The organism is Bradyrhizobium sp. S3.7.6, from assembly GCF_054061875.1.
The window spans coordinates 8,409,053-8,427,827 of the sequence record NZ_JBSSEQ010000001.1 but is presented as its reverse complement, the minus strand read 5'-3'; the positions used below and the strand labels follow the sequence as shown (position 1 = coordinate 8,427,827).

20 protein-coding genes, 1 tRNA gene and 1 pseudogene are annotated in these 18,775 nt (G+C 64.7%); 10 read left to right on the top strand and 12 right to left on the bottom strand.

Annotated features, from left to right (window positions below; all coding sequences use genetic code 11):
- Positions 1-458 precede the first annotated feature (458 nt).
- Together ACVJ5M_RS40640 and ACVJ5M_RS40635 are read left to right on the top strand one after the other, a co-directional pair.
- A complete protein-coding gene (locus ACVJ5M_RS40640; protein WP_063985482.1) occupies positions 459-1,670 on the top strand; it encodes a GGDEF domain-containing protein in 1,212 nt (403 codons plus the stop codon).
- Positions 1,671-1,704: 34 nt separating this feature from the next.
- The gene (locus ACVJ5M_RS40635; RefSeq protein ID WP_063985481.1) at positions 1,705-2,331 is read left to right on the top strand and encodes a peptidoglycan recognition protein family protein; all 627 of its coding nucleotides are present in this window, start codon (positions 1,705-1,707) and stop codon (positions 2,329-2,331) included.
- 111 nt (positions 2,332-2,442) lie between these two features.
- On the opposite strand, the gene ACVJ5M_RS40630 is transcribed toward ACVJ5M_RS40635, so the two are convergent.
- The 4 genes from ACVJ5M_RS40630 to ACVJ5M_RS40615 form a co-directional block, all read right to left on the bottom strand.
- Positions 2,443-2,790, bottom strand: coding sequence for a hypothetical protein (locus tag ACVJ5M_RS40630; protein WP_223153852.1), 348 nt, complete (start codon positions 2,788-2,790; stop codon positions 2,443-2,445).
- A 333-nt stretch (positions 2,791-3,123) separates the two neighbouring features.
- Positions 3,124-3,465: a hypothetical protein gene (locus ACVJ5M_RS40625; RefSeq protein ID WP_063985480.1), complete on the bottom strand. Its 342-nt coding sequence runs from the start codon at positions 3,463-3,465 to the stop codon at positions 3,124-3,126.
- 334 nt (positions 3,466-3,799) lie between these two features.
- A complete protein-coding gene (rpoH, locus tag ACVJ5M_RS40620; RefSeq protein WP_014492123.1) occupies positions 3,800-4,699 on the bottom strand; it encodes an RNA polymerase sigma factor RpoH in 900 nt (299 codons plus the stop codon).
- Positions 4,700-4,915: 216 nt separating this feature from the next.
- Entirely contained in the window at positions 4,916-5,923 is a 1,008-nt protein-coding gene (locus ACVJ5M_RS40615) for an RluA family pseudouridine synthase (RefSeq protein ID WP_063985479.1), read from the bottom strand.
- Between ACVJ5M_RS40615 and ACVJ5M_RS40610 the strand changes: the two genes are divergently transcribed.
- The 3 genes from ACVJ5M_RS40610 to ACVJ5M_RS40600 all read left to right on the top strand — a co-directional run bounded on the left by ACVJ5M_RS40610 (position 5,922) and on the right by ACVJ5M_RS40600 (position 7,169).
- Complete coding sequence (locus ACVJ5M_RS40610; RefSeq protein WP_063985478.1) at positions 5,922-6,266, top strand: hypothetical protein; 345 nt, start codon at positions 5,922-5,924, stop codon at positions 6,264-6,266. The two genes, ACVJ5M_RS40615 and ACVJ5M_RS40610, sit on opposite strands and share 2 nt — an antisense overlap.
- A gap of 98 nt (positions 6,267-6,364) precedes the next feature.
- Positions 6,365-6,955, top strand: coding sequence for a DUF2846 domain-containing protein (locus ACVJ5M_RS40605; protein WP_063985477.1), 591 nt, complete (start codon positions 6,365-6,367; stop codon positions 6,953-6,955).
- A gap of 139 nt (positions 6,956-7,094) precedes the next feature.
- Positions 7,095-7,169 (top strand) — tRNA-Glu (locus ACVJ5M_RS40600).
- 130 nt (positions 7,170-7,299) lie between these two features.
- Here the strand turns inward: ACVJ5M_RS40600 and tnpC are convergent.
- The 3 genes from tnpC to tnpA all read right to left on the bottom strand — a co-directional run bounded on the left by tnpC (position 7,300) and on the right by tnpA (position 9,704).
- Entirely contained in the window at positions 7,300-8,829 is a 1,530-nt protein-coding gene (gene tnpC, locus ACVJ5M_RS40595; RefSeq protein WP_283017157.1) for an IS66 family transposase, read from the bottom strand.
- Positions 8,830-8,898: 69 nt separating this feature from the next.
- On the bottom strand, positions 8,899-9,255 hold the full coding sequence (gene tnpB, locus ACVJ5M_RS40590; protein ID WP_007606730.1) for an IS66 family insertion sequence element accessory protein TnpB: 357 nt from the start codon (positions 9,253-9,255) through the stop codon (positions 8,899-8,901).
- A complete protein-coding gene (gene tnpA, locus ACVJ5M_RS40585) occupies positions 9,252-9,704 on the bottom strand; it encodes an IS66-like element accessory protein TnpA (protein WP_144030647.1) in 453 nt (150 codons plus the stop codon). The genes tnpB and tnpA overlap by 4 nt, the downstream gene beginning before the upstream one ends.
- On the opposite strand from tnpA, the pseudogene ACVJ5M_RS40580 reads away from it, so the two are divergent.
- Positions 9,687-10,109 (top strand): annotated as a pseudogene (locus ACVJ5M_RS40580) (2'-5' RNA ligase family protein); the annotation flags it as partial. The gene tnpA and the pseudogene ACVJ5M_RS40580 overlap by 18 nt on opposite strands.
- Here ACVJ5M_RS40580 and ACVJ5M_RS40575 read toward each other — a convergent pair.
- Positions 10,048-10,767 (bottom strand): HigA family addiction module antitoxin, encoded by a 720-nt coding sequence (locus ACVJ5M_RS40575; protein WP_341850541.1) that lies wholly within the window; start codon positions 10,765-10,767, stop codon positions 10,048-10,050. The pseudogene ACVJ5M_RS40580 and the gene ACVJ5M_RS40575 sit on opposite strands and share 62 nt — an antisense overlap.
- Positions 10,701-11,795 (bottom strand): tetratricopeptide repeat protein, encoded by a 1,095-nt coding sequence (locus tag ACVJ5M_RS40570; RefSeq protein WP_084795304.1) that lies wholly within the window; start codon positions 11,793-11,795, stop codon positions 10,701-10,703. Before ACVJ5M_RS40570 ends, ACVJ5M_RS40575 begins: the two co-directional genes overlap by 67 nt.
- Before the next feature lie 185 nt (positions 11,796-11,980).
- Here ACVJ5M_RS40570 and ACVJ5M_RS40565 point away from each other — a divergent pair, with 185 nt between their 5' ends.
- Complete coding sequence (locus ACVJ5M_RS40565) at positions 11,981-13,471, top strand: amidohydrolase family protein (RefSeq protein WP_063985473.1); 1,491 nt, start codon at positions 11,981-11,983, stop codon at positions 13,469-13,471.
- Positions 13,472-13,475: 4 nt separating this feature from the next.
- Positions 13,476-14,405 (top strand): CobW family GTP-binding protein, encoded by a 930-nt coding sequence (locus tag ACVJ5M_RS40560; protein ID WP_063985472.1) that lies wholly within the window; start codon positions 13,476-13,478, stop codon positions 14,403-14,405.
- 34 nt (positions 14,406-14,439) lie between these two features.
- On the opposite strand, the gene ACVJ5M_RS40555 is transcribed toward ACVJ5M_RS40560, so the two are convergent.
- Complete coding sequence (locus ACVJ5M_RS40555; protein WP_063985471.1) at positions 14,440-14,817, bottom strand: tautomerase family protein; 378 nt, start codon at positions 14,815-14,817, stop codon at positions 14,440-14,442.
- Between the two features lie 171 nt (positions 14,818-14,988).
- On the opposite strand from ACVJ5M_RS40555, the gene ACVJ5M_RS40550 reads away from it, so the two are divergent.
- Entirely contained in the window at positions 14,989-15,588 is a 600-nt protein-coding gene (locus ACVJ5M_RS40550; RefSeq protein ID WP_063985470.1) for a TetR/AcrR family transcriptional regulator, read from the top strand.
- A gap of 142 nt (positions 15,589-15,730) precedes the next feature.
- Here ACVJ5M_RS40550 and ACVJ5M_RS40545 read toward each other — a convergent pair whose 3' ends face one another.
- On the bottom strand, positions 15,731-16,204 hold the full coding sequence (locus tag ACVJ5M_RS40545) for a hypothetical protein (protein ID WP_063985469.1): 474 nt from the start codon (positions 16,202-16,204) through the stop codon (positions 15,731-15,733).
- An 11-nt stretch (positions 16,205-16,215) separates the two neighbouring features.
- Complete coding sequence (locus tag ACVJ5M_RS40540; RefSeq protein ID WP_063985468.1) at positions 16,216-16,716, bottom strand: hypothetical protein; 501 nt, start codon at positions 16,714-16,716, stop codon at positions 16,216-16,218.
- A gap of 294 nt (positions 16,717-17,010) precedes the next feature.
- On the opposite strand from ACVJ5M_RS40540, the gene ACVJ5M_RS40535 reads away from it, so the two are divergent.
- Entirely contained in the window at positions 17,011-18,693 is a 1,683-nt protein-coding gene (locus ACVJ5M_RS40535; RefSeq protein WP_354099896.1) for a methyl-accepting chemotaxis protein, read from the top strand.
- Positions 18,694-18,775: the final 82 nt, after the last annotated feature.

The window sequence follows — 18,775 nt, the reverse complement described above, 5'->3', positions numbered from 1 at the left end:
TTTCTTCGTCGCCTTCTTCGCCTTCTTCGCTTTCTTAGCCATAGTATCCTCTCAAGGGTTCATGGTTAAACGCGACACGAGGGATGCTCGGCGGAGGGCCAGCCTCGCAACATCCTCGACCACAAACTCAGCAGATTCGCGGGCGGCTGCCCCGTGCTGTCACATCTGTGTCATTACGTTATCCACAGCTCAGATGCGTTTTCGGGTGATTTTTGCCCACGAATCCGCATCGCGATGCGCATCGGCGTGGCCGCGCAGGGAGACCGCGACATGCCTAATGATCCGATAATCGCGGCGCACTGTTCATGAATCCAAAACCAAGGGCGAGCTTTCGCAGATCGCAGTGAGGTTCCGTTAAGTGCAATCCGCGCATTCTTCTCCGCAAGAACGCGGGGAAGGGTCATGGACGAACGGCTGCCAGAGATGGGGGGTGCGACGCTGCGCGTGCCGCACGCGCCATGCTGAACGTACCGACACTCTGGACGGTCTTCGTCGTCAACTTCCTGGCGCTTGGCCTGATCTGGGCCTACGTGACGCGCTCCTATCCGAAATTTGCGGCCGCGCGGTTCTGGATGGCATCGTCGTTCGTCGGCGCCGCCGGCGCGATGACGGCCCTAGTCCGCCTGTTCGTCGCCTCTCCCCTGCCGCTTCTTGTCGGCGCTGCCGGTATCATCGCGGCGAGCTGCCTCGCCGCCATGGGCATTCAGCGCTTCTATGACCGGCCGGTCTCATGGCGCGTCATGGCCGCAACGGGGGTGCTAAGCCTCGCCGGCGTCGTGTTCTTCATGGTCGGCTTCGAGCACATGCAGCTGCGCATGCTCAGCTACACGCTCGGCCAGGCCTTGCCGCTGGTGCTGGCGCTGCGTCTGCTCCTTGCGCCGCCGGAGGGCCGCGTCAGCCCGGGCGCGCGGCTGTCCGGCATCGTCATCCTCACCATCATCGGGATCTTTGCGGTTCGCACGCTGGGTAATCTGCTCGGCCACGATTTCTCGGCGCGCGCCGGCGGTCAGGCTCATGGCGTCATGGTGCTGGGCCTCCTGTTCCTGTCGATGACGCTCAATTTCGGCTTCCTGCTGATGGCGATGGATCGCCTGCGCAACGAGGTCGCCGACCTCGCGCTGCTCGACGATCTCACCGGCGTCGCCAACCGGCGCCATTTGTTGCAGCGCCTGTCCGAGGAATGCGCCCGGTCTGAGCGCAGCGGCGAGCCGTTCTCGCTGCTGGTGATCGATCTCGACGGCTTCAAGGCCATCAATGACTCCCATGGTCACGCCGCGGGCGATGCCTGCTTGCGGCACTTCACCCTGATGGCGCAAACGCGGCTGCGGCCGGGCGACATGCTGGCCCGCACCGGCGGCGACGAGTTCTGCGTCGTGCTGCCGTCCTCGTCCCTGCGCGAGGCTGCCGCGATCGCCCGCCGCGTGCTTGAGGTCTGCCGCCAGGACGCCGCGGCCTGTACAACCAGGGACATCCCGATCGCGATCTCGATCGGCGTTGCCGAATGGGACCGCGGCATCGGCCAGTTTCCGGACCGCCTCATCGCCCATGCCGACCACGCCCTCTATGACGCCAAGAAAAACGGCAAGAACGACTTTGCCGTCTACGATCCGGCTCCGCCGCTCTCGCCTGAGCGGCCCGGGCTCGGCGAGGCCACGCGCAAATTCGCATGAAGCCTGCTAGGATTTGGGCCCGCCTTGGACCCGTATGATGATCCTCCGCCTGCCCGCGGCTTTTTTCGCCGCCCTTCTTCTGTTGACCCCAGCCGCTGCGACGGATGCCGAGCTCGCAAAGATCGCGCGCGTCTCCGGCACGCCTGACATTCCCGGCCTGAAAATGGTCTGGCTCGCGCCATGGGGCGATGTCCGCGACGCCCATCCCTGGCGCAACATCATCGTGCACCAGACCGAGGGGCCGGCAGGCTCGGCGCGCGGTGGCGCGGCGGAGCAATCGAAGAACCCGACGCGCCGCGGCGTCACCGTGTGGGTCGAGACCGACGGCACGGTTTATTGGGCGGTTGCGGAGAATCTCGTGCCGACCCATGGCGACGGCGCCAACCGCAACGACAACAAGTATATCGACAACAGATCGACCTATCGCCAGGTGGTGCGCGACAACTCGATCGGCGTCGAGTTCGCCGGCAACTATCCGGATGTCACCGCGGGCCCGACCGAGGCGCAGGTCGCGGCCTGGAAGATCCTCGTGAAGGTGCTGCGCGCGCGCTACGGCATCCCGCTCGACCACGTCTATGCGCACAACTGGATCGACTACAAGGACGCCCGCTATTGCGAAGGCTGCTGGCTCGCGACGCTGGCGCGGATTTGGGGGGAGTGACGAGCAGGCGCGTCCGGCAACCAAAGGCCGAAACCTCCGGTGCCGGACGGCCATCGAGAGCGATCGCTATCGGCTCTCATCGCCATCCCAAGTCCACCGGTCTTCCCAGGCTCAGGGGAATGCCTTGGGAAGATCGGCGGAAGGCTTCGTGACGATCTGGTGCGCGTCGCGCCAGATCACTTCGCGCTGGCGCGAGGTTGTAATCGTGCGCACCGGCAGGCCACCCTCCTCGAGCAGCCAAGCGCAGTAGCGCGCGCGGCTGACAGCCTCGCGGGCTTGAGGATCGAACCAGCAAATGCCCCAGATCGAATCGCGCCGCTTGAAGTGACGCGCGATGCGTCCAGGAAGCGGCAGATGCTGCGCGAACCAATTGAACTGGTCCGAGAGCTCATGCCGGATCCAGTCCGGACAGTTGTTTCGCTGGACATACCAGGACGCACGAAAGAAGCCGCTCTCCACGCGACTGTGCGGGTGGATGAGCGGTGTAACGAACCGCAAATACATGACGACACGGCGCGACGCCTTGTTGCGTCGCGCCCCTCGCAGCCAGATGCAATGAATGGAGAACAGCCGCGAAGCGGCGTTCAGCTTATGACCGATTGCCGATCAAAGAGGTCGGCGGTCAGAACGTATCGATCTACTTTTCATGCCGCCTCCCTTGGTTGCGCTGAACAACAAAGGCGCGATATCGCGCCGGGCGGCAGCACATACATCAGCAAGCGTCCTGCGGCAAGCGTGATCGACAAGGACGATTGAGCGGGAAGCATCCATGACGCGCTCCGGAATGACGAGCTAAACCGGCTGCGCCATCCATCCGAACAGCCGCCGCATCAATCCCGGCCGCCGTGGCAATTCCGGCGGGCCGTCCGACGCCAGCACGCGTTTGAAGAAGTAGTCCAGGAACACCATGTCGTTCGGCTCGGTGACGGTGAATTGTTCGTCGCCGAAGAACACGCTGTAATTATAGAAGAACGGGCCCATGAGCGGGATCGTCGCGGTCGAGGCATAGTCCTTGGAGATGACGAACTCCGCGGGATCGAGCCCGTGCTCGCGCATCGCTTGCTCGACCAGCGGCAGCTTGCGCATGAACTGGGCGGAGAAGCCGCCGACGGTGGATTGCAGGATGATCGACACGGTTGGTGTCCGTTCAGTTGAGGCCGCCGGCCCGATCATTCTGGGTCGGTTGACCGGACGCGCGGGTTCAAGGCAAGCCCGGTTCTATGTCGGCCAGGGGAAGGAGACTGTGATGGCGATCTCACTTGGTAAGACTTTCCGCCACAACCACCGCTGTCATCGCCCGGTTCAAGCCGGGGCACGACAGCGAGTGTGGAGGTACGGCGCGCGTCGCATCGCGCAGAGAAGGCACGGCGGATCACTCAAACAGAGCATCGCCACAAACAAAAAAGCCGGCGTTGCCGCCGGCTTTCTGCCTCTTGTCGATCCGCCAATATCTACCGCGAAAGCCCGCTTAGTGCGCGGCTTCCAGTGCGGCCTGTTCCGCCCGTGCGATCGTGCCCTTGACCGCGGCCTGCACCTTTTCAAAGGCGCGGACTTCGATCTGGCGGACGCGCTCGCGCGACACGCCGAACTCGGCGGCAAGGTCTTCCAGCGTCATCGGCTCATCGGCGAGGCGGCGAGCCTCGAAAATGCGGCGTTCGCGCGGGTTGAGCACGCCCATGGCGCCGTTCAGCGCGTCACGGCGTTCGTCATACTCCTCGTGCTCCGCCAGCATGGCTTCCTGGTTGGGCGTGTTGTCGACCAGCCAGTCCTGCCATTCGCCGGCTTCGCCGTCATCGCGGATCGGAGCGTTGAGCGACGCGTCGCCACCGAGGCGGCGGTTCATGTCGATCACGTCCTGGTCGGTGACGCCGAGGCGCTTGGCAATGATCTTCACCTGGTCGGGGCGGAGATCGCCCTCGTCCAGCGCGTTGATCTTGCTCTTCGCCTTGCGCAGGTTGAAGAACAGCTTCTTCTGGTTCGCGGTGGTGCCCATCTTCACGAGCGACCAGGAACGCAGGATGTACTCTTGAATCGACGCCTTGATCCACCACATCGCGTAGGTGGCGAGACGGAACCCCTTTTCGGGTTCGAAACGCTTCACCGCCTGCATGAGGCCGACATTGCCTTCCGAGACGACCTCGGAGATCGGCAGGCCGTAGCCGCGATAGCCCATGGCGATCTTGGCCACGAGGCGGAGATGGCTGGTGACGAGTTGGTGCGCCGCGTCGCGATCATCATGCTCACGCCAACGCTTGGCGAGCATGTATTCCTGCTGGGGTTCCAGCATCGGGAACTTGCGGATCTCGGCGAGGTAGCGAGAAAGGCCGGATTCTCCATTGAGGACCGGCAAAGCAGCGGTACGGGCCATGATGAAGCCCTCCAAGGTTCAGGCCCCCGATAGCGGCGGGCCAGGCAGACGACCGCTGTGTTAAAGCCGGCCGTAGCTGCGATGTTCCGTTGGTCATTTCCAACGCAAGCGCAATATACCCCAAGGGGGGTCAAAAAGGGAAGGATTGCTGACGTCACGTCCCCGTGTGGCAGCTATAACTTTTTGTAATGTAACGCTTTTCCAAGGCGGCCTGCGTCATAGCGCCGCTTTCAGAGCGCCCTGAAGGAGAAGCAAATCCTTCGGCAGAGGCGCTTCCCAGTGGAGTAATTCTCCGGTTCTCGGGTGCTCCAATACCAGCAAATAGGCATGCAGGGCCTGCCGTCCAAGCGTGGCCAGAGTCGCCTGCGACTCCGGGCCGAGGTGGTTCGCCTTGGTCTTGAAGTGCGGGCCATAGACGGCGTCGCCCATCAGGGGATGGCCGATATGGGCGAGGTGGACGCGGATCTGGTGGGTGCGTCCGGTCTCGAGTTCGCAGGCGAGCAGGGAGGCGATCGGCTTGCCGTCACGCCCCGCAAAACTCTCCAGAAGCTCCCAATGCGTCACCGCCTCGCGGCCGCCCTGGCGCACCGCCATCTTCTCGCGCGCATACGGGTGGCGGTCGATCGGCGCATCGACGGTGCCGCGGTGGCGTCCTGGCAGCCCCCAGGCGAAGGCCATGTAGCCGCGGCGCATCGCGCCCGTCCGGCCGTGGTCGGCGAATTGCGCGGTGAGCGAGGCATGGGCGAGGTCGTTCTTGGCGACCACCATCAGCCCGGTCGTGTCCTTGTCGAGCCGGTGCACGATGCCGGGCCGGCGTACCCCGCCGATGCCGGAGAGCGAGCCGCCGCAATGGGCGATCAGCGCGTTGACCAGCGTGCCGGTCTCGTGGCCGGCCGCGGGGTGCACGACGAGGCCCTTCGGCTTGTTGAGGACGACGATGTCGTCGTCCTCGAACACGATGTCGAGGGCGATATCCTCGCCCTTGGGCTCGGGCGGGGCCGCCTCCGGCACGTCGATTGTGATCGTATCGCCGGATGTGACGTGATAAGCGGGGTCGCGGATCGCGGCGTCCTTGAGGCTCACCGCGCCCGCCAAAATCAGGGCTTTCAGCCTCGATCGCGACAGGTCGGTGAGGTGCGCCGCCAGCACGCGGTCAAGCCGAGCCGAGCCCTCGTCGCCGGCGACGACAACTTCCAACCTTTGCGCAGAGCCTGAGCTATCCATGACGACGTCTGATACCGCTGTTCCCGAACCGAGCCCCGAGCAGGCCGCGCTGTTCGCGCGGGTGCGGCGGATGATGCTGATCGCGGGGTTGACCACGGCGCTGGCAATCTGCGCCGTCCTGATTGCGGTGGGCTACCGCCTTTTCAAGTCGGAGGGAAGGGCGTCCGAAATGGCCGGTGACGTCACCGCCGCCCTGCCCAAGGGCGCCAGGATCGTCTCGACCGGGGTCGCCGGCGACCGCCTCGTGGTCACGCTGGACGTGGGCGGCGTCATCGAGATCCGCACCTTCGACGCCCACACCCTGAAGCCGGCCGGAAAGCTGAAATTTGCCAATGAGCCGTAGGGCCGGCCGCGGCTGTTGATCGTTCTCCGGTCCAGTTTGTCTTGCCGCGCAACTTCTGATTTAGCTCTTGGGCTTGGGAAGTTGGGCTGGGACTGGGAATGGGACGTATCAAGTCGCGCGTCGTCGCAATTGCACTCGTTGTCGGAACGTACGGATGCGCTGGATTTGCGGCGCTCGCAGAGCCGGCCAGGCAGCCCACAGCGCCAGCCAGGCAGGCTGGACTTGCCGCACCGGCCAAACAACCCGCGGCGCAGGCCAAGCCAACGGGCTCGCGGAACGCAAGGCTCTATTTCCTGCGCGAGAAGGGCATTTTCGGCGCGATGGGCGGAATGGCAGCCTCGTCGGAAATCCTGATCGACGGCAAGTCCGTCGGAAAGGTCGACATGGGGACGTTCTTCTTCGTCGACCGGCCGCCGGGCGTCCACAAGATCGCCTCCCACATGAAGATGTCGATGACGGACTATGAGGTCGAGGTCCCCGTCGAGGCCGGCAAGACCTACTATTTCGGCGTCGGGGTGCAGCGGACGGGCGCCATCGGCCAGGACCTCCTCAACCAGGCCTTCGCCGGCAGCAGCGGCCAGCAGATCCGGTCCTCTTCGCCGTTCAAATCAGCCTTTGCGGGCGCGGGCCTGTTCCGCCTGGAGCCGGCCGCCGGCGCTGCGGCGATCGAGAAACTGAAGCAGCCGTGAGTGTTCCCGGCAGTTTCGCGGGGCGCGGCGGCCTGCCCCGCAATTAAGCTTGAGCCGCATTGACCGTGCATATCCGGGATTTTCGTACCCCATCGAGGCTTGCCGTCGGCAAATTTCGCGGCTATGTCCTGTCCCTCACGCTCCCTTCGTCTAGCGGTTAGGACGCGGCCCTCTCAAGGCTGAAACAGGGGTTCGATTCCCCTAGGGAGCGCCATTGCCTTGAAGCTACCTTCCCTTGATCTCGATTTGATTGTTCCCCCCGCTGGGTGAGCGCTTGTGGCATTGGCGATCAACGTTCGAGCCGATAACAATTCAGCAAGTGAGATCGAGCGTAAGCGATGTTCTCAGGCCACGCGCCAGCGTTCTTGGGTAGCGAGATAGGCCCAGGGTAGCAGTTCGTCGATCTGGCTGTTCGGGTGGTCGTTGACGATGCGGGTGATGACGTCGGCGAGATAGGCGTGGGGTTCGACGCCGATGAGCTTGCAGGTTTCGATCAGTGAGGCGATGACGGCCCAGTGTTCGCCGCCGCCGTCCGAGCCAGCGAACAGGGCGTTCTTGCGGTTGAGCGCGATTGGGCGGATAGCGCGCTCGACGACGTTGGAATCGATCTCGACGCGGCCGTCGGCAATGAAGCGCGTCAGCCCGTCCCAACGCGACAGCGCATATCGGACGGCCTCCGCGAGTTTGGTCTTCTGGCTAATCAGACCAAGCTTGGCGCGCAGCCAGGGTTCGAACTCGTCGGCGATCGGCCGGCTCTTCTCTTGGCGGACGGCGCGACGCTCGTCGGCGGTGCGGCCGCGGATCTCGGCTTCGATGACGTAGAGCCCGGCGATACGTTCGAGTGCCTCGCTGGCGATCGGTGCGGGACCGGCCGCGGCGAGTTCGTAGAAGCGCCGGCGCACATGGGACCAGCAGAACGCCAGTTCTACGTCACCGCGCTCGGCCATGACCCGATAGCCGGCATAGCCGTCGACCTGGAGGATGCCGGCAAAACCCGCGAGGTGGACGATCGGCCGTTCGGCCTTGCGATCGGGAGCGTAGACATAGGCGACGGCGGGCGGGTCCGTGCCGCCCCAGGGCCGGTCGTCGCGGGCATAGGCCCAGAGCTGGCCGGTCTTGGTGCGGCCGCGTCCGGGATCGAGCACCGGGGCGGTGGTCTCGTCGGCAAACAGTTTTGGCGACTGCTTCAGCCTCGCGAGCAGTCGCTCATGCACCGGCCGCAACAGGAAGGCTGCCCGCCCGACCCAATCGGCCAGGGTCGAGCGATCCAGCTCGAGGCCCTGGCGGGCGTAAATTTGAGCCTGCCGATACAGCGGCAGATGGTCGGCATATTTGGCGACGAGTACCTGCGCCACGGTGGCTTCGGTCGGTAGCCCGCCCTCGATCAGCCGCGCTGGCGCCGGTGCCTGTACCATGGTCTCGCAGGCCCGGCAGGCATACTTCGGCCGCCTTACGACTAGGACCCGGAACTGGGCCGGGACGATATCCAGTCGTTCGCTCACATCCTCGCCGATCCGGTGCAGCGCCTGCTGACAGCACGGGCAGGCGTGATCGTCGAGGTCGACCAGCATCTCGACCCGCGGCAGATGCGCCGGCAACGCTCCTCTGTTCCTGCGGCGCCGTGCGGCTCGGCTCGATCGCTCGGCAGCATTGGCTGCATCGGTCGCCGCATCACTGCTCGCCTCGACCTGCTCGACCTCCTCCAGGCCGAGCAGCAACTGGTCCTCCGGCAGCGTCTCGGCCCGGCGGCCGAAGCGATGACGCTGCAACTCCTTGATGATCTGCTCGAGCCGCGCGGCGCGCGCCCGTTCGGCCAGCAGCATCGCCTTGAGCGTGCCGGGATCGTCCGGAAGCGTGTCGGCCGTCGTCGCCATGATGCGATTACACCATGCGTCGCGGCATCCCGCGAGCGCGACATGCATACTGATTCACTGTGCCGCAGTTCAACTCGCTTGGATCGGCGACGGTGTCTCGCGCGCGGCGTGGACGCGCTTCCAGTCTAGTCCTTCGAGCAAGGCTGACAGCTGCGCCGCGGTCAGGCGAATGACGCCGTCCTGCACGTTGGGCCAGCAGAACGAACCGGTCTCAAGCCGCTTGGCGAACAGGCACACACCCGTGCCGTCCCAATAGATCAGCTTTACCCGGTCGGCGCGCTTGGCGCGGAACACATACACGGCGCCGGAGAACGGATCGGCCTGGATGCTCTCACGCACCAGGGCCGCGAGCCCTTCGGCACCCTTGCGGAAGTCGACCGGCCTGGTCGCCACCATCACCCGCACCGCGCCCGTCGGACCGATCACGTGCAGGTCTTCAGCGCATGGATCACGGCCGCAATCGTCGCGGCATCCGCGCCGCGGCCGACCCGGACCGCGACGCCGTTGATCTCGAGCTCGATGATGCTGCTGTTCTCGGCGCCCTCGAGCGCCTTCCGGAGGCGTCGGCGCTGCCGCGGTGAGCGCTCCGGCGGCGTGGACGATGGGGTAACGACAGCGGGCACGAACGTCTGCGGCTCGGGAGCCACAGGGATCGCAACCGGCTGTCGCATTTGCCGGCGCCACGTAAACAGCTGTTGCGGCGACAATCCGTGCCGCCGCGCGACCTCCGATACCACGGCTCCCGGGGCCAGCGTCTCCTCGACGAACCGCGCCTTGTCGTCGGCCGAGAACTGCCGGCGTCGGCCGCTCTCCGTGATGACCTCGACCAGACGAACCGAGGTCCTGGGCTCAAGCATATGTTCAAGCTTAGACACAAGCCGATCTCCAATCAGAGATCGATCATTCCTCGCTCGACGCCTTCAATGGAAGGTGGGACCGAAACAGCGCTTACGATCGAGCGGCTGTGGGATCAGGTCGTAGCGTTCGAAGTCGAGCCTTCGATGCGCACCCTTGGCTACCGGCCACATTTTACATTTGCGATCTACGACTCGCCTGCGATCGACGAAAAGATAGCATGGGCGGCCATGCTGGCGGCCGTCGCTGGCGAAGCGCAATTTCGCATCGAGTTCAAACGGATTCGTTGGTTCGCAGGCTCGCCTCTCGTTCTCTGGGCGGAGCCGAACTCCAATGAGGCGCTAACCCGCATCCACAGCTCCGTCAGCGCCGCAATCGACCCGGCGCATTGCCGCCCTCATTACCGGCCCGGGGCATGGACGCCGCATTGTACGCTCGGCTTGCGCATCGCCGATGAGCGGCGTGATGACGCGATTGCTTTTGCGCGATCGTTTGATCGAAGCATGGAAGTGCTGTTCGACGTGGCAGATTGCGTTGCCTTTCCGCCGGTTCAGGTAATCGCTGAGCAGCGATTGCCCCCGTAGTCGATGGCACGGCCACGGTGGGCAAGGTCGGTAGCTTCGACGCCAAGTCGCTAGCAAACATGTTGCAGGCGAAGGCGATCTCGGCGGAGTTAAAGGTGATCTTCTCGCCCAGGGCATACCATCGAACTCGGTGTTCTCTCTTCATAAGGATCTCGGCCATGCCGGTGTGCTCGTGGGTGTCGATAATCACGCCGACGGCCGTTTCCAGATCGAAGCGCGTCTGAATGTTCATCCAGAACGCAGCGCCAGTCTTGAAGAATTTTCCGAGCTGCAGCGCAGTATCGGCCGTGACGGGCTTTTCCTCGCGCGCAATGTGCCCGATCCGGGTGCGCGGCACGTTCAGGGCGGCCGCGATCGCGTAGGGTGTCAGTTTGAGCGGAACGAGAAATTCCTCGCGCAGGATTTTGCCGGTCGCTTTCTCCGCCTCTGCGATCACTGCGCCTGCAATCGCTTCAGGTCGGCAATGGCGGCACGATACTCTCGAAACGAGGTCGGGCATCCGTCTCGCGCGGCCGCAAACTCGTTCCGGGCCGCGACTGTGTCGTTGGCCTTGAGCTGAACAATCCCACCGTAATAGTGCGCCTCGCAGGTTTGATCTGAATTCCTGGCCGAAGCCAGGGCTGCGGCGGGAGTGATCCGGCCGACGAGCAATTCGCCAACGGTTCTCGGCCAATCCCTGAGCTGGCCCTTGTCGAGTGCAGCAGACAGCGCGATGCCCGCATCGGCAGATCGTCCCTGCATCCGCGCCACCGATCCCCAAATCACGCCGTAGCCATCGGGATCGGAAAACCGCGCCTCCCGGTCATAGTCCGAAGCGGCATCCCTGAAATCGCCTCTCCGATAGTACGCATCTCCCCGGGCCGCGTAGTAGTCAGTCGCGACGCGATCGGCCTCCGGACGACTCACCTCCTGGTCTTTGGCAAAGGTGGTGTTCTTGTCGGGTCCAAGCCTGATGGCATCGGTGAAATCCCGGATCGCCTCGTCCAGCCTGTCCTCGGACATATAAATCTGCCCGCGAATGAACCGGCTTGCGGCACCTGAGGGATCAAGATTGATGGCCTCGGTGAGAGAAGCGATTGCGCGTGTGGTGTCGCCCTTTTTGGCCAAGGTCAGTCCCAGCTCGTGATGAGCGTAGTTGTTCTTCGGGTTGAGCCTGACCGCCTCGGTGAAGTCGGCTTGAGCCGCATCCATGTTGCCGAGTGCAAAATTTCCGAAGCCATGCTTGAGCAATGCCATGGATCTTGCACCGGGAGGTAGTCTGGCGTCCTGGGAGAGGCTGCTGCACGCTGCCATCATGCGCGGGACATCGGTGCTGTCCTGACAATCGTTCAGGTCTTGTGGGGTGGCCGCAAACGCGCTTGCCGCCGAGACGACGATGAAGATGATCAAAGCTGCCCTGCAGCCGATGCGCAGGCCCTGATTTGACATTGCAGACATTTCGCCCCCTTGCACGACACACTTGGCCGATGATCCCGACGCAGGCAACGCGACCTGCCGCGACGGCAACCTTATAGCGATCTTTTCCATCGTTCTACCGGAGGCTTGTTGGTCCGTTGCCCTTCGGGCAAGACATGCCGCGAGGTCGCGAGCGCATGCAGCATCGGCATCAGTGGCGGTAGTCGTTCTCCCCAAAATCTGCACTATGCGCTCCGCGCCTCCGGAGCTGCTGCCGGGCCTTCGGAGGTTCTGGCAATAGCATGCGGAGTTTTGACATGAGCGGCTTGGTGATCTCTGGCGGCCGGGTGGTGGATCCCGCGAGCGGGATGGATGCCATTGGCGATGTGGCGGTGATGGACGGCAAGATCGCCGCGGTCGGCACGGGCCTCGGCGGCGCCGAGCAGGTGATCGACGCGACAGGGCTCGTGGTCGCGCCGGGCTTCATCGACCTCCACGCGCATGGCCAGTCGATCCCGGCCGACCGCATGCAGGCGTTCGACGGCGTGACGACGACGCTCGATCTCGAGGCCGGCGTGCTGCCGGTCGCCTCCTGGTATGAGCGCCAGGCGCGTAAGGGACGCGTGCTGAACTACGGCGCCGCCACCAACTGGGCCTTTGCGCGCATCGGTGCGATGACCGGCTCGAATGCGGAGAGCTCGCTGGAGGCGTTCGGCAACGCCATGCGCGATCGCCGCTGGATGGACAACGTGGCGAGCGATGCGGAGGTCGCCGGCATCCTCGAGCGTCTTTCGCGCGGCCTCAACGAAGGCGGCATCGGCATCGGCATCCTGAACGCCTATGCGCCGGGTGCCGGCGTGCAGGAGCTGACCGCGGTCTGCCAGCTCGCGGCGAGGCAGGACGTGCCGACCTTCACCCACGTCGCCTACATGTCGCGCGTCGACCCCGAAAGTGCGGCGGAAGCCTATATCCGCCTGATCGGCTATGCCGGCGCCACCGGCGCGCACATGCACATCTGCCATTTCAACTCGTCGAGCAAGACCGACATCGAGCGCTGCCGCGTGCTGGTCGAGAAGGCGCAGGCGCAGGGCTTGCCCATCACGGTCGAGGCCTATCCCTACGGCACCGGCTCGACCGTGCTGGCAGCGGCCTTCTTCAGTGATCCCCAGTTCGTCGAGCGCAACGGCACCGGTTATGACTCAGTGCAGCGCGTGACCGACGGTCACCGCTTCCGCGATCGCGAGGAGCTGCTGAAGGCGCAGGCCGAAGAGCCGTCCTCGCTGGTGCTCTGGCACATCCTCGATACCGACAATAATGCGCATCATCGCGATCTGCTCGATATGTCGGTGCTGTATCCCGGCGGCGCGATCGCGTCCGATGCGATGCCGTGGACGACGTCGGACGGCAAGACCTACACCGGCGATGCCTGGCCGTTGCCGGATGATGCCACCTCGCATCCGCGCTCGGCCGGCTGCTTCACGAAATTCATCCGCGAATGGGTGCGCGAGCGCAAGACCGTGTCGCTGCTGGAAGGCGTGCGCAAATGCGCGCTGATCCCCGCAGAGATCCTGTCGCAGAGCACGCCGGCGATGCGCGCCAAGGGCCGGCTCGCGATGGACGCCGATGCCGATATCGTCGTGTTCGACTACGAGAAGCTCTCGGACCGCGCGACCTTCACGGCGATGAACCGTCCGTCGGAAGGCGTGCGGCATCTGATCGTCAGCGGCCAGCCGCTGATCAGCGATGGTGTGCTGGACGTGGCAGCGCGGCCCGGCCGCCCCGTGCGCCGTCCCGTCGTCGAGGGCTGATCCCATGCCGGTCCCCATTCTCCTGGTGACGGGTTTTCTGGGGGCGGGCAAGACCACGGTCGTCAACCATCTGCTGGCGAACGCGGAGGGACGGCGTATCGCGGCAATCGTCAACGATTTCGGCGCGATCAACATTGACGCGGAGTTGATCGCGGGTGCGAGCGACGGCGTGGTCAGCCTCGCCAATGGCTGCATCTGCTGCTCGCTCGAAGGCGATCTCCTGCGCACGCTCTCGACGCTGCTTCGGCGCGATCCGAAGCCCGAATATATCGTCATCGAGACCAGCGGCGTCGCCGATCCCGCCGACATCGTCCGCAACCTGATGGACCCCGTGATCCTGCGCGAGGCGCCGCTGGAAACCGTGCTCTGCGTGATGGATGCGGCGACGCTGCCGGCGGCTCTGGATGATGCGCTGATGCGGTCGCAGCTGCGCGTCGCCGATATCGTGGCGCTGAGCAAGCTCGACCTGGCGGACGAGGGCGCAGGCGCCCGCATGCGCGAAGCCATCCGCGCGCAACGCGTCCCCGCCGTGGTGGTCGATGCCAGGCACGGCGAGATTCCGTCCGTGCTGCTGTTTCCCGCGGCTGTCAATCGTGCGCCCGCGCCGCGCGACCCTGGACCACGACGGCCGTCCGAGGAGCGCTTCGAGACGCTGAGCTGGACCTCGGACCAGCCGCTGTCGCTGCCGCGCCTGCAGCAGGCGATCGGCCGCCTGGCGCCAAAGCTTGCGCGCGCAAAAGGCCTGTTCGAGACCGTCGAGCAACCCGGGCGCCAGATGGTGTTTCAGTTCGCCGCCGGCCGCGCGACGCTCGCGCCCGGCGATGCGCCGGCACCGGGCGTGCCGCGCGCGCGGATCGTATTCATCGCCGAACTCGGCGTGCTCTCGAAGGCCGAGCTCGACGGGATCATGGAGGCGTGTATTGCGGGTGGGTGAAGCAAGCGATCACGCCAGAAGCACGCCCCTCACTTCACGCAAATTGCGCGATGCCGTTTCCGACGGACCAGTTCTCCGCGGGGGCGTCGAGCACGTTGACGAACACGTCCTCGGAGCGGATGCCCGGGTTTTCGCCGAGAAGCTCCGCGATCCGCCGGTACAGCGCCTTCTTCTGCTCCGCCGTGCGCGATGCGAACACAGTGATCTGGATCAGCACGGCGTCGTCGCTGCGTTTGACGCCATAGGCATTGCCGCAGCGGAAGTTCGAGGCGTCATGCTCGCTGATGGTCATGAACTCGTCGCCCTCGGGCACGTTCAGCGCCTCGCGCATGGCGAGGTACAAACCATCGAGGATCGCCTGCCGATAGGCTTCCGGTTTGCCGGCGCGCATCGAGATGTGAAGGAGAGGCATGGGCGGGTCCCTTTTGGCATGCGGGCCCGATCGGCCAGGGCGCACGCAAGCGCCGGCCGTTGGGCCCATTGACGGAACGGGCTATCAATCCCAATTAGTTTTTGACACGATGTCGAGAAAACACGTTATTGACGTCGTGTCAAATATTTTTGCCGGGCAGAGGAGCAGGATTTGAGGCCGCGCGAGTTCGACCACGACGACGTCCTGCGTATCGCGTTCGACCAGTTCTGGCGCAAGGGCGTGCGCGGCACGTCGCTGTCGGACATCGCGCGCGATGCCGGTGTTCAGCGCGGCAGCCTCTACAATGCCTTCGGCAGCAAGGAGGCGCTGTTCCTCCAGGCCTATGAGCGTTATGCGGGCGATTATCTCCTCGCCCTGCAAAAGGCGCTCGGCGCGGGCTCATTGCGAAAACGCCTCACCGCGTTTTTCGACCTGACCATCACCAACTTCCGCTCGGGCTCGCCACCGCGGGGATGTCCGACCACGCGCGGATTGATGGAGCTCGGCGCGGCCGAAGGGGAGGGCTTGGATGAAGACGCGCGTCAGGCCTTTGCGGGCCTCATCTCGCGCATCACCATGCTGGTTCAAGAGACGTTGGCGGCAGGCGCAGAGCGCGGCGAGTTCAATGGCAATCCCGCGGCCGCAGCGCTGCACATCATCACGGTGACGCGCGGCCTTGGCGTGCTCGAACGTGCCTTCGGCGACGAGCCGCAGCTGCGCAAGATCGCGGCTCACACCATCGATCTCGTGCTCGGCAAGAAGGGCGGTTAGGTCAGGCCGCAAAACGACGACCCCAGCGGTGGTGATCCCTGGGGCCGTCTGGAGGTTTTATGGAGGGCATCGAGCACTGCGTCTCCATGAGGACGTTGATAGCGCAAGGTCGCTTGAGATGCGACTAGAACCCATCAAAGCGTCAGCACAAGGCAAGCGCGTTGACGGCCCGCGTTGTCGCGATCTCGTTCTCGTTCCCGACGAACTGGCAAACGATGGATTCGAGTTCGCCCGGCTGGTTGCGGCGCGCGACCGCCAGCAGTCGCATCAATTCCGCCTCGTCCTGCGAGAGGCGCCGGCACGAGGGCGGCATGAAGCACAGTTCGCACGGCCGGCCGCTGCGCAGGATCCTGACGAGCGCAGCAGCACGCGCCACCAGCAGCGGACTGTCGGCGATGCCCGACGCCTCGTCGGCGAAGCGATAGGCCGCTTCCCAGCAATCGGAGGCGCCGGTCGTATAGGCCGCTCCGATGAATCGGAACAGCGACAGCGCAACGCGGGAAAATTCATCGTAGCTCTCGACGCAGGGACGCGCCGCAAGCGCGGCCTGGAGCGGACAGAGCCGCGGCTGGCCGGCTGTTTCGACTGGCGCAGAACCACACGTATCGTGGAGCATGAACGATCCCGTCAGTGCAGCGTGGGACTTCCGACCAGCCAGCTCTTCATCGCCATCGTCCGGTCATGGTCGAAAGACTGAACGTGTCGGTCGGGCAGAATGAGGCCGGCCATGCGGAAGATCGTTGCAAGCCCCTGCACGGGCGCGAGAGCCCAATCGGCACCGACCGGCGGCAGCCAGCTCTCGAACTGCTCGCGCGCGACGTCGATGCGTTCCTGCTGTGCCGCGGCGATCGCCCGCAAGATTCCATGCTCGCTGTCGGACATCTTCGGACAGGTCGGGCAATGAACTTCGATGGCCGTATGCGCCGTGCAAGCGAAGATCTCGATGATGGATTCCAGCGACGGCACGGCGTCGCCGACGCGAAAGTGGTCGTACACTTGCTGGATATCGGCCGCGGTCGGAACGGCGCTTCCGCTGCGTGCCTTGGCCCGAAATCCCCAGATGAAGAGCCGCTCCGCCGCGCACAGCGCGGGAAGGTCGAGGGACTTGCCATATGTCGATTGATGCATTGAGCCTCTGGCCTTTGCAGCTCACGCCACAGCTGGCGCTGATGATCTGCGCCGATCGTTCCGCCAGAGCCGACCGCAAGTCAACGCTTGGAGCGGCGATATCGAGGTCTTCTAGATCTAAAGAGCCGGGATCCCGGATGCAGCCAAGCCTCGCCGGCCTGCCAAGCCGCACGCAGTACGCCGGCGGCCACCGACGCAATTTTGCGGCGATTTGGGGAACCCGAATGCTTAAAGCTTCGCTAAGGGGTGCGGGATAAACTGGCATATCAGACCTTCCAATTCTTGCGAGCACCGATGTTTTTCTCCCGCATCAGTTTCAAGCTGGTCCTGATTGTCGGCATCAGCCTCCTCGGCATGATCGCTCTTGCGCCGATCGCGCTCTCGACCCTGCGCGCGCAGATGATCGCCGACCGCCAGGCCAAGACGCAGCACATGGTCGATGTCGGCTACGGCATCCTGGCGCACTATCAGACGCTCGAGAGCGAGGGGAAGCTGCCGCGCGAGCAGGCGCAGGCCGCCGCGATCGCAACGATCAAGAGCCTGCGTTATGACAAGGTCGAGTATTTCTGGATCAACGACATGGCCCCCAAGATGGTCATGCACCCGATCAAGCCCGAGCTCGACGGCAAGGATCTCTCTGGCATGAAGGACCCTGCCGGCAACGCGCTGTTCATGGGTTTCGTTGACGTCGTCAACAAGCAGGGCGCCGGCTTCTACAGCTATCTCTGGCCGAAGCCGGGCTTCGAGCAGCCGGTCGGAAAAATCTCCTATGTGAAGGGCTTTGCGCCCTGGGGATGGATCATCGGTACCGGCATTTATCTCGACGACGTCGATGCCGTTTTTCGCCAGAATGCGACGACATTCGCCTACATTTGTCTGGCCGTCCTGGTCCTGGTGCTGGCCTGCTCCTTCGTGATCGGCCGCAGCGTGACCCGGCCGCTCGCGAACATCACCGCGCTGACCGAGCGGCTCGCCGCCGGCGACAGCGCGTTCGAGGTGCCCTACACCGGCCGCAGCGACGAGGTCGGCGGGCTCGCCAAGGCGCTTGCCGTGTTCAAGGACAATGCGTCGGCGGTGAGCCGCATGCATGCCGAGCAGCAGGAGACCAAGCAGAGGGCCGACGACGAGAAACGCAAGACGATGGCCGATCTCGCCGGCAAGTTCGAGGCGAGCGTTCAGGCCGTCGTCCGCGACGTCTTCACCGAGGCGCGCGCGATGCAGCAGGCCGCGCAAGGCATGTCGGAGACCGCGAACAAGGCGACAGACCGCGCAAGCTTCGTCGCGACCGCCTGCCAGCAGGCGTCGAGCAATGTGCAGACAGTGGCGTCCGCCGCCGGCCAGCTGTCGTCCTCGACCACCGAGATCAGCCAGCGTGTCGCGCAGGCTGCAAACGTGGCCGACAAGGCGGCCGCGGACGGTCAGCGCACCAACGACACCGTGCAGGGGCTGGCCGTCGCCGCGCACAAGATCGGCGAGGTCATCGACCTCATCAACCAGATCGCCTCGCAGACCAACCTGCTCGCGCTCAACGCCACCATCGAAGCGGCGCGCGCCGGCGAGGCCGGCAGGGGATTTGCCGTGGTCGCGAGCGAGGTGAAATCGCTGGCGAGCCAGACCGCGAAGGCGACCGACGAGATCGGCGCGCAGATCACCGCGATCCAGGCCGAGACCAACCAGGTTGTCGGCAACATCGAGAGCATCCGCAAGACCATCATGGAGGTCAACGAGATCTCCTCGTCGATCGCCGCCGCTGTCGAGGAGCAGGGCGCCGCGACGCAGGCGATCGCCCACAGCGTGCAGGAGGCGGCGTCCGGCACCGACCAGGTCTCGCAGAACATCTCCGGTGTCACCGACGCCACGGCGGAAACGGGCCAGGCCGCGGGCCTCGTGCTGCAATCGAGCGGCCGGCTGTCGCAGAAGCTGCAATCACTGGAGAACGAGGTCAGCACCTTCGTTGCGGGCGTGCGGGCGGCCTGACATCGCGTTCATACTATCTGCCGTGACGCGGACTATCCGCCTCGTCACGGCGCGCGCGGGCAATTGATATTCCGGCCCGCGG

Bases quoted from the DNA above. Each gene is read 5' to 3' on its own strand.
- ACVJ5M_RS40540 (WP_063985468.1), bottom strand. From the start codon at position 16,716: ATGCATCAATCGACATATGGCAAGTCCCTCGACCTTCCCGCGCTGTGC.
- ACVJ5M_RS40555 (WP_063985471.1), bottom strand. From the start codon at position 14,817: ATGCCTCTCCTTCACATCTCGATGCGCGCCGGCAAACCGGAAGCCTAT.
- ACVJ5M_RS40635 (WP_063985481.1), top strand. From the start codon at position 1,705: ATGATGATCCTCCGCCTGCCCGCGGCTTTTTTCGCCGCCCTTCTTCTG.
- ACVJ5M_RS40575 (WP_341850541.1), bottom strand. From the start codon at position 10,767: ATGCCCGACCTCGTTTCGAGAGTATCGTGCCGCCATTGCCGACCTGAA.
- tnpC (WP_283017157.1), bottom strand. From the start codon at position 8,829: ATGGCGACGACGGCCGACACGCTTCCGGACGATCCCGGCACGCTCAAG.
- ACVJ5M_RS40615 (WP_063985479.1), bottom strand. From the start codon at position 5,923: ATGGATAGCTCAGGCTCTGCGCAAAGGTTGGAAGTTGTCGTCGCCGGC.
- ACVJ5M_RS40565 (WP_063985473.1), top strand. From the start codon at position 11,981: ATGAGCGGCTTGGTGATCTCTGGCGGCCGGGTGGTGGATCCCGCGAGC.
- ACVJ5M_RS40605 (WP_063985477.1), top strand. From the start codon at position 6,365: ATGGGACGTATCAAGTCGCGCGTCGTCGCAATTGCACTCGTTGTCGGA.
- ACVJ5M_RS40570 (WP_084795304.1), bottom strand. From the start codon at position 11,795: ATGGAAAAGATCGCTATAAGGTTGCCGTCGCGGCAGGTCGCGTTGCCT.
- rpoH (WP_014492123.1), bottom strand. From the start codon at position 4,699: ATGGCCCGTACCGCTGCTTTGCCGGTCCTCAATGGAGAATCCGGCCTT.
- ACVJ5M_RS40560 (WP_063985472.1), top strand. From the start codon at position 13,476: ATGCCGGTCCCCATTCTCCTGGTGACGGGTTTTCTGGGGGCGGGCAAG.
- ACVJ5M_RS40610 (WP_063985478.1), top strand. From the start codon at position 5,922: ATGACGACGTCTGATACCGCTGTTCCCGAACCGAGCCCCGAGCAGGCC.
- ACVJ5M_RS40535 (WP_354099896.1), top strand. From the start codon at position 17,011: ATGTTTTTCTCCCGCATCAGTTTCAAGCTGGTCCTGATTGTCGGCATC.
- ACVJ5M_RS40640 (WP_063985482.1), top strand. From the start codon at position 459: ATGCTGAACGTACCGACACTCTGGACGGTCTTCGTCGTCAACTTCCTG.
- ACVJ5M_RS40545 (WP_063985469.1), bottom strand. From the start codon at position 16,204: ATGCTCCACGATACGTGTGGTTCTGCGCCAGTCGAAACAGCCGGCCAG.